Origin of the sequence: Streptomyces sp. NPDC015661, assembly GCF_043077765.1 — a bacterium.
Classification (GTDB): domain Bacteria; phylum Actinomycetota; class Actinomycetes; order Streptomycetales; family Streptomycetaceae; genus Streptomyces.
Window position 1 is genome coordinate 1 of sequence record NZ_JBIBST010000004.1, and the last position, 15,420, is coordinate 15,420.

The 15,420-nt window shown below is 72.6% G+C and carries 13 protein-coding genes and 1 rRNA gene; 7 read left to right on the plus strand and 7 right to left on the minus strand.

What is annotated here, in order from left to right; genetic code table 11:
- Window positions 1–136: 136 nt before the first annotated feature.
- A 5S ribosomal RNA gene (rrf, locus tag ACF07V_RS11955) occupies window positions 137–253 on the plus strand.
- A 90-nt stretch (window positions 254–343) separates the two neighbouring features.
- Here the strand turns inward: rrf and ACF07V_RS11960 are convergent.
- From ACF07V_RS11960 to ACF07V_RS11980, 5 genes are read right to left on the minus strand one after another with little or no spacing between them, the layout of a single operon-like run.
- Window positions 344–1,654 carry a DUF58 domain-containing protein gene (locus ACF07V_RS11960; protein WP_392153451.1) on the minus strand — a complete coding sequence of 437 codons (1,311 nt, stop codon included), beginning with the start codon at window positions 1,652–1,654 and terminating at the stop codon, window positions 344–346.
- 12 nt (window positions 1,655–1,666) lie between these two features.
- On the minus strand, window positions 1,667–2,650 hold the full coding sequence (locus ACF07V_RS11965) for a MoxR family ATPase (protein WP_190106559.1): 984 nt from the start codon (window positions 2,648–2,650) through the stop codon (window positions 1,667–1,669).
- A complete protein-coding gene (locus ACF07V_RS11970) occupies window positions 2,647–3,852 on the minus strand; it encodes a DUF4350 domain-containing protein (RefSeq protein WP_392153453.1) in 1,206 nt (401 codons plus the stop codon). The genes ACF07V_RS11965 and ACF07V_RS11970 overlap by 4 nt, the downstream gene beginning before the upstream one ends.
- Window positions 3,849–4,541 (minus strand): DUF4129 domain-containing protein, encoded by a 693-nt coding sequence (locus tag ACF07V_RS11975; protein ID WP_392153455.1) that lies wholly within the window; start codon window positions 4,539–4,541, stop codon window positions 3,849–3,851. Before ACF07V_RS11975 ends, ACF07V_RS11970 begins: the two co-directional genes overlap by 4 nt.
- Window positions 4,542–4,545: 4 nt before the next feature.
- A complete protein-coding gene (locus ACF07V_RS11980; RefSeq protein WP_392153457.1) occupies window positions 4,546–5,760 on the minus strand; it encodes a hypothetical protein in 1,215 nt (404 codons plus the stop codon).
- A 329-nt stretch (window positions 5,761–6,089) separates the two neighbouring features.
- Between ACF07V_RS11980 and mtrA the strand changes: the two genes are divergently transcribed.
- The 6 genes from mtrA (at window position 6,090) to ACF07V_RS12010 (ending at window position 13,480) form a co-directional block, all read left to right on the plus strand.
- Window positions 6,090–6,767, plus strand: coding sequence for a two-component system response regulator MtrA (mtrA, locus tag ACF07V_RS11985; RefSeq protein ID WP_010356958.1), 678 nt, complete (start codon window positions 6,090–6,092; stop codon window positions 6,765–6,767).
- Between the two features lies 1 nt (window position 6,768).
- Window positions 6,769–8,757: an MtrAB system histidine kinase MtrB gene (gene mtrB / locus ACF07V_RS11990; RefSeq protein ID WP_392153459.1), complete on the plus strand. Its 1,989-nt coding sequence runs from the start codon at window positions 6,769–6,771 to the stop codon at window positions 8,755–8,757.
- Window positions 8,747–10,615 (plus strand): LpqB family beta-propeller domain-containing protein, encoded by a 1,869-nt coding sequence (locus tag ACF07V_RS11995; RefSeq protein ID WP_392153461.1) that lies wholly within the window; start codon window positions 8,747–8,749, stop codon window positions 10,613–10,615. Before mtrB ends, ACF07V_RS11995 begins: the two co-directional genes overlap by 11 nt.
- A 123-nt stretch (window positions 10,616–10,738) precedes the next feature.
- A complete protein-coding gene (locus tag ACF07V_RS12000; protein WP_392153463.1) occupies window positions 10,739–11,542 on the plus strand; it encodes a ComF family protein in 804 nt (267 codons plus the stop codon).
- A gap of 294 nt (window positions 11,543–11,836) precedes the next feature.
- A complete protein-coding gene (gene hpf / locus ACF07V_RS12005; protein ID WP_369144544.1) occupies window positions 11,837–12,517 on the plus strand; it encodes a ribosome hibernation-promoting factor, HPF/YfiA family in 681 nt (226 codons plus the stop codon).
- A 210-nt stretch (window positions 12,518–12,727) separates the two neighbouring features.
- Window positions 12,728–13,480 (plus strand): response regulator, encoded by a 753-nt coding sequence (locus ACF07V_RS12010; RefSeq protein ID WP_392153465.1) that lies wholly within the window; start codon window positions 12,728–12,730, stop codon window positions 13,478–13,480.
- Window positions 13,481–13,557: 77 nt separating this feature from the next.
- Here the strand turns inward: ACF07V_RS12010 and ACF07V_RS12015 are convergent, their stop codons facing one another.
- Window positions 13,558–14,748, minus strand: a complete 1,191-nt coding sequence (locus ACF07V_RS12015; protein ID WP_392153466.1) for a winged helix-turn-helix domain-containing protein — start codon at window positions 14,746–14,748, stop codon at window positions 13,558–13,560.
- Window positions 14,749–14,787: 39 nt separating this feature from the next.
- A complete protein-coding gene (locus tag ACF07V_RS12020; RefSeq protein ID WP_392153468.1) occupies window positions 14,788–15,363 on the minus strand; it encodes a GNAT family N-acetyltransferase in 576 nt (191 codons plus the stop codon).
- Between the last annotated feature and the right edge of the window lie 57 nt (window positions 15,364–15,420).

Sequence of the window (15,420 nt, forward strand, 5' to 3'; positions counted from 1 at the left end):
AAGCCCAGTAATGGGTGGAGCTGACCGGTACTAATAGGCCGAGGGCTTGTCCTCAGTTGCTCGCGTCCACTGTGTTAGTTCTGAAGCAACGAACACGCCCCCTGCGGGGTGCGGCGGTTCGTAAACTTCATAGAGTTTCGGTGGTCATAGCGTTAGGGAAACGCCCGGTTACATTCCGAACCCGGAAGCTAAGCCTTTCAGCGCCGATGGTACTGCAGGGGGGACCCTGTGGGAGAGTAGGACGCCGCCGAACAATCATTGTGGGAAAGCCCCGCACCTCTGGTGCGGGGCTTTTCTGCGTTTACGGCACGTCCCCTTTCGGAGGGGGCGTTTGTCGTCGGGCTCAGAGGCGGCCGGCTGCTTTCAGGGCCAGGTAGGCGTCCGCCAGGGCGGGGGCGAGGGTGTCGGGGGTGGCGTCGACGACCGTGACGCCATGACGCTGGAGCTGGTCCGCGGTGCGGGCGCGCTGGGACTGGGTCTGAGTGGCCGCCGCGGCCTCGTAGACGGCTTCGATCGTGCCACGGGCCTCGGCCATGCGCGTGACGTGGGGATCGGCGACCGACGCCACCAGGACCGTGTGGCGCTGGGCGAGCTGCGGGAGGACCGGGAGGAGGCCCTCCTCGATCGGGGCCGCGTCCAGGCTGGTCAGGAGGACGATCAGCGAGCGGCGAGGCGCGCGTGCCAGAGCCGTCGCGGCCAGGCCGCGGGCGTCCGTCTCCACCAGTTCGGGTTCCAGCGGGGCGAGGGCGTTGACCACGGCCGGGAGGACGTCGCCGGCGGAACGGCCCTGGACCTGGGCGCGGAGGCGGCGGTCGTAGGCCAGCAGGTCCACACGGTCGCCTGCGCGGGACGCGAGCGCGGTGAGGAGGAGGGCCGCGTCCATCGAGGCGTCCAGACGGGGCACGTCGCCCACGCGGCCCGCCGAGGTGCGGCCGGTGTCGAGGACGATCAGGATGTGCCGGTCGCGCTCCGGGCGCCAGGTGCGGACCGCGACGGCGGTCTGGCGGGCCGTGGCCCGCCAGTCGATCGAGCGGGTGTCGTCGCCGGGGACGTACTCGCGGAGGCTGTCGAACTCCGTGCCCTCGCCCCGGGTGAGCACGCTGGTGCGGCCGTCGAGCTCGCGGAGCCGGGCCAGGCGCGACGGCAGGTGCTTGCGGCTGGTGAAGGGCGGCAGGACACGGACGGTCCAGGGGACCTCGTGGTGGCCCTGGCGGGCCGCGAGGCCGAGGGGACCGAAGGAACGGACCGTGACCCGTTCGGCGTGGCGGTCGCCGCGGCGGGTCGGGCGCAGGCTCGTGGTGAGGCGGCGGCGCTCGCCGGCGGGGACGGTCAGTCGCCGGCGTGAGGAGGCCTGTTCGGTGCCGGGGAGCCAGCTGCTGGGTGGCCAGGCGTCGCGGAGCTGGGCGCGGAGGCGGCGGCGGGACGGGTTGGTGACGGTGAGCTGAACCTCGGCTCCGTCACCGAGTCGAACGGATGTATCACCACTTCGGGTGAATTGGAGCGTTCGTACTGGCGCCGCCATCGCATAGTCGCACAGAATTGCGAGTGAGAGAGGCGCGTTCACCGCGAGCATCCCCGCCCAGCTGGGGGCGAGGATGCCGACGGGGAGCGATCCGAGGGCCGCGATCAGCGCGGTTCGTCCGGTGAGGGCCATGGGGCGCCGTTCTCAGCGGGGTACGGGGACGTGGGCGAGGATCGAGTTGATGACGGAGTCGGGGGTGACCCCCTCCATCTCGGCCTCGGGCCGCAGGTGGATGCGATGACGCAGGGTGGGGAGAGCGAGGGCCTTCACATCGTCCGGGGTGACGTAGTCCCGGCCGGTGAGCCAGGCCCAGGCGCGGGCGGTGGAGAGCAGGGCGGTGGCGCCTCGGGGAGAGACCCCGAGCGTGAGTGAGGGGGATTCACGCGTGGCACGACAGATATCCACGACATAGCCGGCGATCTCGGCGGAGACCGAGACCTTGGCGACGGCGGCCCGGGCCGCTTCGAGCTCGGCGGGTCCTGCGACGGGGCGGACGCCGGCGGCCTTCAGGTCGCGGGGGTCGAATCCCTCGGCGTGACGGGTGAGGACATGGATCTCGTCCGCGCGCGAGGGTAGAGGGACCGTCAGCTTCAGCAGGAACCGGTCCAGTTGGGCCTCGGGGAGCGGGTAGGTGCCCTCGTACTCGACGGGGTTCTGGGTCGCGGCGACCAGGAACGGCTCCGGGAGGAGACGCGGGGTGCCGTCGACCGTGACCTGGCGTTCCTCCATCGCCTCCAGGAGGGAGGACTGGGTCTTCGGGGGCGTGCGGTTGATCTCGTCGGCGAGCAGCAGGTTGGTGAAGACCGGACCTGGCTGGAAGGAGAACTCGGCGGTGCGGGCGTCGTAGACCAGGGAGCCGGTGACGTCGCTCGGCATCAGGTCGGGGGTGAACTGGACGCGCTTGGTGTCGAGTTCGAGGGCGGCGGCCAACGAGCGGACCAGGAGGGTCTTGGCGACTCCGGGGACGCCTTCGAGGAGGACGTGTCCCCGGCAGAGCAGGGCGACGACGAGACCGGTGACGGCGGGGTCCTGGCCGACCACGGCCTTCGCGATCTCGGTGCGCAGGGCCTCCAGGGAGGCGCGGGCGCTGTCCGAGTCCGTGGCGGTCTCGGGGGTCGGGGCGCTCATGAGGTGCGTACCTCTCTTTCGAGGGCGTCGAGTTGGTCCGCCAGGCGGATGAGGGTGGCGTCGTCGGCGGGAGCCGGGCCGAAGAGGAGGTTCCTGGGGTCCGCGGTGGTCTCGGGGAGACGGGCGGAGAGTGCGGGGAGGAGACGGTCGGGGGAGTGGGCGTCCTGGACGGGGACGCCGAGCAGCGGGGCGAGCCGGGAGCGGGTCGCGGTGCGCAGGACGGTGGCGGCGCGGTCGCGGGCGTTCGCCTTGCGGTAGAGGCGGGCGCGGCCCTCGGTGGCCTCCGAGGCGCGGAGGGCCACGGGGAGGCGTTCGGTGACCAGGGGGCCGAGGCGGCGGCCGCGCCAGAGGGCTGCGAGCAGGGCCGCGAGGGCGAGTTGGAGGGCGCCCCACAGCCAGCCGGAGGGGATGAGGGAGAGGAAGTTGCCCGTGGTGTCGTCGGACGGCGTGTCGGCGGTTGCCGAGGCATCGGAGAGGGAGGGGAGGTACCAGACGAGATGGGGCTGGGAGCCGAGGAGTTGCAGGGCCAGCGAGGCGTTGCCCCGTTGGTCGAGGCGGGAGTTGTAGAGGATGTCGGGCGAGCCGAGGAGGACCGTGTCGCCGGTGCCGGTGCCGGCGGTGGGGAGGTGGAGCAGGGTCGGCCGGCCGTCGGCGCGGTAGCAGGCGGAGGCGGTGGTGCCGGGGGAGGTCTCGTAGCGTTCGCCGCCGAGGTCGACGCTGCCGGCGCGGGTGGCGGCCGGCAGGGTGCAGGCGGGGGTGCGTTCCCGTACCGGGGTGCTCGGGGCGCTGGTGACTCCCGGGGCGAGGGTGGAGAGGGAGGCACGGCCGGCGCCGATGAGGACCGTGCGGCCGGCGGCGTTCTCCATGACCGTGTGGAGCGTGGACTGCTGAGTGTCCGTCAACAGGTCGGGGGTGGTGACCAGGAGGGTCGTTCCGGTGTCCGCGGCCGCGGTGGCCTCGTCGAGGGTGGTGGCGAGGGTGACGGTGACGCCGCGGGCCTTGAGGAGCTCGGCGACGGCCAGGCTGCCGTGGGGGTCGGCGGAGCGCGGGTCGAGGGCGTCGTGGGCGTCGGAGGCACGGACGGTCGCGAGGGCGAGGCCGCCGATCAGGACCAGGGCGAGGACGAGCACGGCGCCGCGGACGCGGGTCCACACCTGACGGGCCGTGGGGGCGGTCGAGGTTCCGGCGGCCGGGCGGCTCATGCGGGTGTCCCCGTGGAGGCGGTGTCGAGGGTGGGGCGGGTCCGCTCCAGGGCGGTGTCCAGTGCCTCGACGCGACGGTACGCGGGCTCGTCGGCGGTGCGGCCGCCGTATGTGACGTCGTCGAAGGTGCGGGCCGCCAGGCGCAGGTCGTCCGCGTGGGAGGGGATGGAGCGGCCGGCTTCGGCGGCGGCCTCGTCGGCGGTGCGGCCGGGGCGGGGTTCGAGGAGGGTGCGCTCTTCGAGGGAGCGGACGATGGCGCGCATCCGTTCCTGGACGGCCTCGTTCCAGCGGCCGGCGGAGGCGTGCCGGGCGGCGGCCGTGCGGTGGTCGCGGGCGGTGCGGGGGCCGTCGGCGAAGAGCGAGTCGCCGGTGGTGCCGGGGGACCGGTGCGGGGTGCCGAGGCGCCACCAGAGGGCGGCGGCGAGGGCGGCCACGAGCAGGACGACGACGACGAGGCCGAGGACGCCGCCCGGGGTCGCCCCCGAAGCGGTGCCGAAGAGGTCGTCGAGCCACTCCCAGAAGCGGTCGAGGCCGCGCTGGAGGAGGTTCGGGTCGTTCTGGTGGTACTTCGGGTCGGAGAGCTCCCGCTCCGCCGCCTCGCGGGCGGGGACGCGGGAGATGTCCACCGGTGTGTCGCCGTCGGCCCGCAGCCGTGTCAGTGCCGCGGCCGCTCCCCCCGTGACCGTCACCGCATCAGCCCCCGACGGTGTCGGTGCCCGGCGTGGGGCCGTAGCCGGGGAGGCCGGCGGCCCGGGCCAGTTCGAGGTCCAGGGCTTCGCGGCGGATGCGCTGGTCCACGTAGAGGAGGACCGTGACACCGGCCGAGATCGGGTAGGTGAGGGCGCTGGTGATCACGCCGCCGATGCCCGTGACGATCAGGAACGGCCAGCCGAAGGTGGTGGCGTTGCCGGAGAGCAGGCCCTCGAAGCCGTCGCCGTCCACCATGAAGCCGATGGCGGTGAACGGGATCGCGATGATCATGGCGAAGAGGAAGATCAGCAGCTGCGTCAGCACCGTGATGCCGAAGATCCGCCACCACGAGCCCTGCACCAGCTTCGCCGAGCGCTTCAGCGACTGGACGACGCCCCGGCGCTCCAGCATCAGGGCGGGAGACGCGAGGCTGAAGCGGATCATCAGCCAGACGACCGCCACGATGGCGCCCAGACCTCCCAGGAAGGTCAGGGCCACCCCGGCGGCGCCGCCGATCAGGAGGCCGGGGAACAGGCCGACGCTCACGACGGCGGCGGCCGTCGCCGCGAGCAGCAGGGTCAGGCCGAGCAGCTGGAGCAGCCGCGGGCGGGCCTCCTGCCAGGCGGAGCCCAGCGAGACCGGGCGGCCGAGGACGGCACGGCTGATGACGACGGTCAGCAGGGCGGCGCTCACGAGCGACGCCATCATCGTCACGAGCAGGGCGGGGCCCAGGCCGATCAGGGAGGCCTGGGCGGAGTCCAGGGACTGCTCCAGCTGTTCGGCGGGCGTGGCGTCCGGGTTGAGCTCCGGGCCGGCCAGCACGAGGTAGCGCTGGGCCAGGACGTCGGCGATCTGGGAGATCACCGCGACCGTGACCGAGATGGAGAGGACCGTGCGCCAGTAGGTGCGGAGGGTCTTCACCGCGCCGTCGAGGATCTCGCCCATGCCCAGCGGCCGCAGCGGGATGACTCCGGGCTTCGCGGCCGGAGGCCTGCCCCAGTTGACGTGCGGGGGCGGGGTTCCCCAGTTCTGGCCGGGCGCGGGCTGCGGGGTCCGGTCGGTCGGCGGGGACCACTGGCCGGCGGGCGGCTGGTCCTTGGACCACTGGGTGGCGGAGCCGTTCGCGTCGGCCGCGGCGGGGGGCACGGGGGCCCCGGAGCCGTCCTGGCCGTCGGAGGGGGCGGATCCGGGCGAGGTCCAGCCCGGAGTGTCGTTCACGGTCGTCCACCTCGGAGGAATGGTCGCGGTGCCGGATCGGCGAACCGGCTCGGTCACGGCGGCCGACACCTGACACGGCGGCGGGCCGGGTGCCATCGTGCCACGCGGGGCCCGCCCGTGGGCCGGAGCCCGGATCTCCTTCGTACCTTTGTCCGGACCTTCATTGTGGGAGCCGCAGGCTGCACACTGTGCGGATGCCCGATCAGGACGCGCGACCCGTGCGCCGGCGGGCCGAGCGGGCCGTCGACCACGAGATCAGGCCCGGGCTGGGGGAGGCGCTGTGGGACAGGTCACGGCAGGTAACGATTGGCTAATGGGATGATGTCGATATGAAGGGACGCGTTCTTGTCGTCGACGACGACACCGCACTGGCCGAGATGCTCGGCATCGTGCTGCGGGGTGAAGGGTTCGAGCCGTCGTTCGTCGCGGACGGTGACAAGGCGCTTGCCGCTTTCAGAGAGGCCAAGCCCGACCTGGTGCTGCTCGACCTGATGCTGCCCGGAAGGGACGGCATCGAGGTGTGCCGGCTCATCCGCGCCGAGTCCGGGGTGCCGATCGTCATGCTCACGGCCAAGAGCGACACCGTCGACGTGGTCGTGGGCCTGGAGTCCGGCGCCGACGACTACATCGTGAAGCCGTTCAAGCCGAAGGAGCTCGTCGCCCGGATCCGGGCGCGGCTGCGGAGGTCCGAGGAGCCCGCCCCCGAGCAGCTCACCATCGGCGACCTGGTCATCGACGTGGCCGGGCACTCCGTGAAGCGGGACGGCCAGTCCATCGCGCTGACCCCGCTGGAGTTCGACCTGCTGGTGGCGCTCGCGCGCAAGCCGTGGCAGGTCTTCACCCGTGAGGTCCTGCTCGAGCAGGTCTGGGGCTACCGGCACGCGGCCGACACCCGGCTGGTGAACGTGCACGTCCAGCGGCTGCGCTCGAAGGTCGAGAAGGACCCCGAGCGCCCGGAGATCGTGGTCACCGTCCGCGGTGTCGGTTACAAGGCGGGACCGAGCTGACATGAGCACAGGCAGTACTGCTCCGAGGCCCGGGGACCCGGGAGTCCGTACGGGGCGGACTGCCGGACCGGGGCGGGGGGGCTCGCGTTTCGGCCGTCTGCTGCGCAGCAGGGCGGTCCTGCGCCTCTTCGCGCGCTGGGTGCGCCGGCCACTGCTGCCCGCTGTGCGGCTGTGGCGGCGGAACATCCAGCTGAGGATCGTCGCGGGCACCCTGCTGATGTCCCTCGGAGTCGTGCTGCTGCTCGGCATCGTCGTCATCGGGCAGGTCCGCAACGGTCTGCTCGACGCCAAGGAGAGGGCCGCCCAGAGCCAGGCCGCCGGAGGGTTCTCCGCCGCCCAGGACCGGGCGGCGACCACCCCCTCGGCGCCCGGGCAGCAGGACGGCGGACGGGCCGGCGCCTCCGTGAACTGGCGCTCCACGCTGGTCGAGCAGCTCGCCAGTGGCGGGCAGAGCGCCTTCAACGTGGTCGCGCTCTCCCTCGACACCGGTGACACCGCGAGCCGCGGCGCCCGGGCCTCGGGCGAGGTCGACCCGACCACGAGCATCCCGGCGGACCTGCGGCACTCGGTCGCCCAGGGCACCGGGACCATCCAGAAGTTCACGCGCATCCACTACACCAGCGGCAAGGCGTCCGAGGCCGGCCTGGTGATCGGCAAGCGGCTGAACGACGCCGACGGCGACCAGTACGAGCTGTACTACCTCTTCCCGCTGACCCAGGAGGAGGACTCCCTCACCCTGGTCAAGGGCACCCTGGCGACCGCCGGACTCTTCGTCGTCGTCCTGCTCGGCGCGATCGCCTGGCTCATGGTGCGCCAGGTCGTCACGCCCGTACGGATGGCCGCGGGGATCGCCGAACGGCTCTCGGCCGGCCGCCTCCAGGAACGCATGAAGGTCACCGGCGAGGACGACATCGCGCGTCTCGGCGAGGCCTTCAACAAGATGGCCTCCAACCTCCAGCTGAAGATCCAGCAGCTGGAGGAGCTCTCGCGGATGCAGCGGCGCTTCGTCTCCGACGTCTCGCACGAGCTGCGCACCCCGCTGACCACCGTCCGGATGGCCGCCGACGTCATCCACGAGGCCCGCGCCGACTTCGACCCGATCACCGCCCGCTCCGCCGAACTCCTCGGCGACCAGCTCGACCGCTTCGAGTCGCTGCTCTCCGACCTCCTGGAGATCAGCCGCTTCGACGCCGGCGCGGCCGCCCTCGAAGCCGAGCCGATAGACCTGCGCCAGGTCGTCCGCCGGGTCATCGGCGGCGCCGAACCCCTCGCCGAGCGCAAGGGCACCCGGATCGTCGTCCTCGGCGACCAGCAGCCCGTGGTGGCCGAGGCGGACGCCCGCCGGGTCGAGCGGGTACTGCGCAACCTCGTCGTCAACGCCGTCGAGCACGGCGAGGGCCGCGACGTGGTCGTGAAGCTCGCCGCCGCCGGCGGGGCCGTCGCCGTCGCCGTACGCGACTACGGCGTCGGGCTCAAGCCCGGCGAGGCCACCCGGGTCTTCAACCGCTTCTGGCGCGCCGACCCGGCACGCGCGCGGACGACCGGCGGCACCGGCCTCGGCCTGTCGATCGCCGTCGAGGACGCGCGGCTGCACGGCGGCTGGCTCCAGGCCTGGGGCGAGGCCGGCGGCGGATCGCAGTTCCGGCTCACCCTCCCGCGCACCGCGGACGAGCCGCTGCGCGGCTCCCCGATCCCGCTGGAGCCCGAGGACTCACGGCGCAACCGCGAGCAGGCGGCCGCCGGACGCGAGCGGGAGAGCGGCCGGCTCACCTCGGTGCCGTCGCAGCCGGCGGGCGACCGGCCGGCGCTCGCCGTACCGCCGAGGCTGCCCGCGCCGCCGCGGGCGACCGTCGACCCGACGGCGCTGCCCGGCAGCGGCGCCCGGGTCGTGGCGCGATCGGCGACGGACGGCGAAGGAACCGGGGCGGGCACGACGACGGCCGGCGGGAACGGACATCTGGAGCGGGAGGACGGGACACGTGGGCGCTGACTCCCGAGCGGAGCACGCGGGGCGGGGACGGAGTACACGCGCGGTGGTCCTCGCCGCGTGCGGCGGGCTCCTGGTGACCGGATGCGCGACGATGCCCGACAGCGGGGACCTCCAGGCGGTCAAGGGCTCCAACACGGGCGACTCGCAGGTGCGGGTCTACGCCGTCGCGCCCCGGGAGAACGCGGACCCGGACGAGATCGTCGACGGCTTCCTGGAAGCCATGACCAGTGACGACCCCGGCTTCGCCACCGCCCGCAAGTACCTCACGAAGAAGGCCGCGCAGAGCTGGAGGCCGGAGCAGAGCATCACCGTGCTCACCACCGCGCCCGACCGCGAGCCGACCGACCGCAACGCCGACCCCGACAACCAGGGCCGAGCCTTCCCGCTGTCCGGGCGCAAGATCGCGACCGTGGACGCCCGGCACGCCTACCAGCCGGTCAGCCCCGCCGATTACCTCCAGTCGATCCACGTGGTGCAGCAGCTCTCGGCGAACGGCAAGGGCAAGGAGTGGCGCATCGACAGCCTCCCGCCCGGCCTGGTCCTCGGCGAGGCCGACTTCCTTCGCAACTACCGGTCGGTCAACAAGTACTACTTCGCCTCCGGGGAGGACTGGGTCGTCGCCGACCCCGTCTACATCCGGCAGCGACAGGACCCCGTCACCCGGATGGATCCGGTGACACAGACGGTCAAGGCGCTCCTCGAAGGACCGACGAACTGGCTGAAGCCGGCCGTCGACTCGCAGTTCCCCTCCGGCACGGAGCTGAAGAGCGGCGTCACCACGCTGACCACGGACGACCAGTCCACGCTGAGGGTGCCGCTCAACCGCAAGGCGGACCGGGCCGGTGTGGAGGCGTGCCGGCGGATGGCGGCGCAGCTGCTGTTCACGCTCGGCGACCTGACCTCCGTGCGGGTCGAGCAGGTGGAGCTCCTCGGGTCCGGCGGGCAGTCGCTGTGCCGGCTGGGCAAGGGGCAGGCCGCCGAGTTCGCGGCGGTGCGCGACACCGGCCGCGAGGAGCACCCCTACTTCGTCGACGAGCACGGCAAGCTGATGATGCTCCTGGTCGGCGGCAAGGAGGCGGACGCGCCGATCGAGGTTCCGGGGCCGTTCGGGAAGGGCACCGTGCCGCTCGGCTCCGCCGCCGTCGACCGGAGCGAGACCCGGGCCGCCGGGGTCGGCGAGGCCGGCCGCCAGCTGCTCGTCTCCTCCATCACCACGGAGCAGGACCCGCTGCCGCCGGTCCTGACCAGCAAGGCCGCCCGCCCGGCCGACCGGCTGTCCGCCCCCAGCTGGGACGTCCGGGGCAACCTGTGGGTCGCCGACCGGGACCCCGCCGCGCCCCGGCTGTGGATGGTGCCCGACGACGGCACCGGTCACCCCGTCCGGGTCCGCACGCCCTGGCTGGGGGACGGCGCCCGCATCGAGTCCCTCCGGGTCTCCGCGGACGGCGTACGGATCGCCATGGTCATCACGCGGGGCGAGCGCACGACCCTGCAGATCGGCCGGATCCAGCGGCAGACGACGGGCGAGGAACCGGTCGTCTCCGTCCTCGACCTCCAGCCCGCCGCGCCCCGGATGGAGTCGGTCACGGCCGTCTCCTGGGCGGGGCCGAGCCGGCTCGTCGTGGTCGGCAAGGAGGCGGGCGGCGTGCAGCAGATCCGCTACCTCCAGACCGACGGCTCGACCTCGACGACCTCGGTGCTCCCCGGTCTGAACGGGGTGACGTCGGTGGCCGCGCCGCACACGGACAAGGCGCCGGTGGTGGCCGACTCCGGCGACGACGGCATCGTCCGGCTGGCGCCGGGGACGAACTGGCAGCCGGTGGCCAAGAAGGGCTTCTCACCCGTCTACCCGGGCTAGGAGCCACCCCGCAGCACCCCGCCCGGGCCGGGCGGGGAAGGGGGGCACCTGACGTACTTCCGGGTTCCCCGAAGGTTTTCCACAGGGGTGGCCGGGAGGCGTCCCGAGGCGCACAGTGGAGCCATGCGGGGGTGGTGGCGCGAGATCGCCGGGCTGGTGCTGCCGGTCGCCTGCGGAGGCTGCGGCAGACCGCGGACGGAGGTGTGCGCGGACTGCGCGGACGCGCTCGCCGGGGCGGCGCCGCGCAGGGTGCGGCCCTCGCCCGAGCCCGCCGGGCTGCCCGTGGTGCACGCCGCCGCGCCGTACGCCGACGCCGTACGGGAGCTGCTCATCGCCCACAAGGAGCGCGGGGCGCTCACGCTCGCCGGGCCCCTGGGCGGTGCCCTCGCCGGGGCCGTGGCGGCCGCTGCCGGGCCCGTGGCGGGACCCGCGGACCGACCGCTGCTCCTCGTACCCGTGCCCTCCTCGCGGCGTTCCGTACGGGCGCGTGGCCATGATCCGACGCGGCGGATCGCGCTGGCCGCGGCGGCCCGGCTGCGGCGGGCGGGCAGGCCGGCGCGGGTCGTGCCCGTGCTGCGGCAGCGGCGGGACGTGGCGGACCAGGCGGGCCTGGGGGCGCGCGGACGGCTCGCGAACCTGTCGGGGGCGCTGGACGTCGTGCCGGGCGGGGCGCGGCTCCTGACGGCGGGAAGGGTGATCGTCGTGGACGACCTGATGACCACGGGCGCCTCGCTCGCGGAGGCGGCGCGCGCCCTCGGAGCCGTACACCTGCCGTTCATTCATGGAATACCGCACGGCTTACCGGCCCGTTCGGCGCAGCACGGAATCGAACAGCGGGTGGCGGCTGTGATCGCATCCTCTCCCGCTTCGTTCGAAATAAACCGGAACTCGCCGGAAACTTGGATCGTTGCAGGTGGTGAGAGGTGAAAGCACTCGAACGGAGGTATGTCGCGGTAGCGGGTGCCGACACCCGTCCGAAGGGGCTATGTTCGGTTGTGAGGAATGGCGAATGCCATCGCCTCACCGAATACATGGTTGCGCCTACAGGACAGGAGTTCAGGGCGAATTAACCTCTTGTCGATGGGGTGGAGATCTTGTCGACTGGGGAGGAGGAGGTCGAAGTCGCCAAGTCCGAGCTCCGGTAACCACCGGAGTCTGGTGCAAAGGGAGATGCCCGGCGGCCAAGGAGCCGACCAGGGCGATCCGGGAACGGAGTTCTGCGTGGACATCGTCGTCAAGGGCCGCAAGACCGAGGTGCCCGAGCGGTTCCGCAAGCACGTGGCCGAGAAGCTGAACCTGGAGAAGATCCAGAAGCTCGACGGCAAGGTGATCAGCCTCGACGTCGAGGTGTCCAAGGAGACCAACCCGCGGCAGGCCGAACGGTCCGACCGTGTGGAGATCACCGTCCATTCCCGAGGCCCGGTGATCCGGGCGGAAGCAGCGGCAGGCGACCCTTACGCAGCGCTCGACCTCGCCCACGGCAAGCTCGAGGCCCGACTGCGCAAGCAGCACGACAAGCGGTACACCCGCCGTGGCAACGGCCGGCTGTCCGCGGCGGAGGTCGGGGACGTGGTGCCCGGCGCCGCGAAGCTCAACGGAGACGGCCAACTGGCCGTGGACGAGACCGACAAGGTGCCCACCACGATGATGGGCTCCATCGAGGTCCAGGGCGAAGGCCCGCTCGTGGTCCGCGAGAAGACCCACCGGGCCGCACCGATGACGCTCGACCAGGCGCTCTACGAGATGGAGCTGGTCGGGCACGACTTCTACCTCTTCGTCGACTCCGACACCAAGCAGCCCAGCGTCGTCTACCGACGACACGCCTACGACTACGGCGTCATCCACCTGGAGAGCGACCCGCTCGCCGAGGGCGGCGGCGCCGGCGGAGCGCTCGGCGGCTGACCCGCCGCGCCGCACCGCCTCCGAACTGAGGTGTCCCTCTCGGTGCCCCTGGAGCGCATTTCGCGCCCCCAGGGGCACCCCCGTGCGTCCGTGGATCGCCCCGTGGCCGTCCGGGCATGAAATCATGGCGTGCACGCCAACCGGTGCCGAGCGAGCACGGGTTGGAGGACCGGAAACGAATTCAGGCCACGGCCTTCAGGGGGAGGAACGATGGCGGACAGCTTCGGACCGGTGCTCAGCGGGCGCGAGCACGGCGGTGCGGTCCCGGAGGGATCGGATTCGACCGGCGGAGCATTCCGCAAGGAGCCGATCCGGGTCCTCGTCGTGGACGACCATGCCCTCTTCCGCCGGGGACTCGAGATCGTCCTCGCCCAGGAGGAGGACATCCAGGTGGTCGGCGAGGCCGGCGACGGGGCCGAGGCCGTCGACAAGGCCGCCGATCTGCTGCCCGACATCGTTCTGATGGACGTACGGATGCCCCGGCGCGGCGGCATCGAGGCGTGCACCTCCATCAAGGAGGTGGCCCCCAGCGCGAAGATCATCATGCTGACGATCAGCGACGAGGAGGCCGACCTCTACGACGCGATCAAGGCGGGGGCGACCGGCTACCTCCTCAAGGAGATCTCCACCGACGAGGTCGCCACCGCGATCCGCGCGGTCGCCGACGGACAGTCGCAGATCAGCCCGTCCATGGCGTCCAAGCTCCTCACCGAGTTCAAGTCGATGATCCAGCGCACCGACGAGCGCCGGCTCGTGCCCGCGCCCCGGCTGACCGACCGGGAGCTGGAGGTCCTCAAGCTCGTCGCGACCGGAATGAACAACCGGGACATCGCCAAGGAGCTGTTCATTTCCGAGAACACGGTGAAGAACCACGTCCGGAACATCCTGGAGAAGCTGCAGCTGCACTCCCGGATGGAGGCCGTGGTCTACGCGATGCGGGAGAAGATCCTCGAGATCCGCTGAGCCGTCCCGCCGACGCCTTCCGCCGACGCCTTCCGCCGACGCCTTCCGTCGACGCCTTCCGCTGACCCCGTCCGGGGTCAGTCCAGGGCCGCCACCAGGGCCTTCGCCAGGTCGGGGTGGTCCACCCGCTCCACCGTCACCGCGTCGCAGCCCACCCACTCGGCCGCCTCGCGCAGGGCCTTCGCCACCGCCGGCACGGCCTTGGGGCCGTCGAGCGAGACCTGCTTCGCCACCAGCGTCCGGCCCTCCCGCGCCGGGTCCACCCGGCCGACGAGCCTGCCCCCGGAGAGGACCGGCATCGCGAAGTAGCCGTGGATCCGCTTCTGCTTCGGCACGTACGCCTCCAGGCGGTGCGTGAAGCCGAAGATCCGCTCCGTGCGGGGCCGCTCCCAGATCAGCGAGTCGAAGGGCGAGAGCAGCGTCGTGCGGTGCCGGCCGCGCGGCTCCGTCGCCAGCGCCGCCGGATCCGCCCAGGCGGGCTTCCCCCAGCCCGCCACCGTCACCGGCACCAGGCCCGAGGCCTCCACCGCCGCGTCGAACTGCTCGGCCTTGATCCGGTGGTAGTCGGCGATGTCCGCGCGCGTGCCGACGCCGAGCGCCTCGCCCGCCTGCCGCACCAGGCGCCGCACGCACTCGGCGTCGTCCAGGTCGTCGTGGAGCAGCGCCTCCGGGATCGCCCGCTCGGCCAGGTCGTACACCCGCTTCCAGCCGCGCCGCTCCGTGACCACGACCTCGCCGTACATCAGCGCCCGCTCGACGGCGATCTTGCTGTCGGACCAGTCCCACCACTCGCCCTTGTTCTTCGCGCCGCCCAGCTCGGTCGCCGTCAGCGGGCCCTGGTCCCGCAGCTGGTCGATCACCTTCTCGTACGCCCCGGCCGACAACTCGTGTCCCCAGTGCGGCCGGTCGCGGTAGGCGCGCCGGCGGAAGGCGAAGTGCGGCCACTCCTCGACGGGCAGGATGCAGGCGGCGTGCGACCAGTACTCGAAGGCGTTGGGTCGTGCCGGAGGCGCGCTGTCGGACCCCGTCGACCAGTACGCCTTCTCCACCGCCGGGCGGCCCACCGGGCCCAGGCGCGCGTACGGGATGAGCTCGTGCGAGCGGGCGAGGACCGAGATGGTGTCGAGCTGGACCTGCCCGAGCGAGCGGAGGACCCCGCGCACCCCGGCCCTGCGGTCGGGCGCGCCCAGGAAGCCCTGGGCGCGCAGGGCGATCCTGCGTGCGTCGTCGGCGGACAGTTCGGCGGCGGGGCGCGGCGCAGTCGTCATGGACCGCACCCTAGGCCCCGCCACTGACAGCGGGAGCGCTCAGACGTCACGGGCCGGGAGGTACGGCAGGGGGCTCGGCAGGCCGAAGTCGGAGGGGAGCAGGGCGCCGACCCAGGCGTCCCGGAGCGTGCCCTTGTTGGCGAGGCCCGCGCGCTGGACGCCCTCCAGGACGAAGCCGACGCGCTCGGCCACCGCGCGCGAGCCGGCGTTGCCGACCTCGGCGCGCCAGATCAGGCGGGTGCAGCCGAGTCCGGTGAAGGCCCAGTGGGCCAGTGCCCGGACGATCTCGGTCATGTGCCCGGCGCCGCGGTGTTCCTTCGCCAGCCAGTAGCCGACCTCCCAGACGCCCGCGCCGCGACTGGTCAGGCTGGTCGCGGCGAGCAGCGGGCCGCCCTCCACGGGCTCCGCGGCGAAGGCGTACTCGGTGTCCTCGCGCCAGCCGTCCGGGACGAGGCGGTGGACGAAGAGTTCCGCGTCCTCGCGCTTGTACGGGGAGGGGACGACGGTCCAGCGCTGGATGTCGGGGTCCTGGCAGATGGCGTACACGAGGTCGACGTCCTCGGGGACGAAGCTCCGCAGACGCAGCCGGTCGGTGGTGAGGGTGATGGGATCCATGCCGGGATTGTGGTGACCGCACGGACCGGAAGCGAACACTTTTCGGATGGGGCGGCA

Coding starts and splice junctions, on each gene's coding strand:
- mtrA (WP_010356958.1), top strand. CDS start 6,090: ATGAAGGGACGCGTTCTTGTCGTCGACGACGACACCGCACTGGCCGAG.
- mtrB (WP_392153459.1), top strand. CDS start 6,769: ATGAGCACAGGCAGTACTGCTCCGAGGCCCGGGGACCCGGGAGTCCGT.
- ACF07V_RS11970 (WP_392153453.1), bottom strand. CDS start 3,852: ATGAGCCGCCCGGCCGCCGGAACCTCGACCGCCCCCACGGCCCGTCAG.
- ACF07V_RS11965 (WP_190106559.1), bottom strand. CDS start 2,650: ATGAGCGCCCCGACCCCCGAGACCGCCACGGACTCGGACAGCGCCCGC.
- ACF07V_RS12015 (WP_392153466.1), bottom strand. CDS start 14,748: ATGACGACTGCGCCGCGCCCCGCCGCCGAACTGTCCGCCGACGACGCA.
- ACF07V_RS12020 (WP_392153468.1), bottom strand. CDS start 15,363: ATGGATCCCATCACCCTCACCACCGACCGGCTGCGTCTGCGGAGCTTC.
- ACF07V_RS11960 (WP_392153451.1), bottom strand. CDS start 1,654: ATGGCCCTCACCGGACGAACCGCGCTGATCGCGGCCCTCGGATCGCTC.
- ACF07V_RS12010 (WP_392153465.1), top strand. CDS start 12,728: ATGGCGGACAGCTTCGGACCGGTGCTCAGCGGGCGCGAGCACGGCGGT.
- ACF07V_RS12000 (WP_392153463.1), top strand. CDS start 10,739: ATGCGGGGGTGGTGGCGCGAGATCGCCGGGCTGGTGCTGCCGGTCGCC.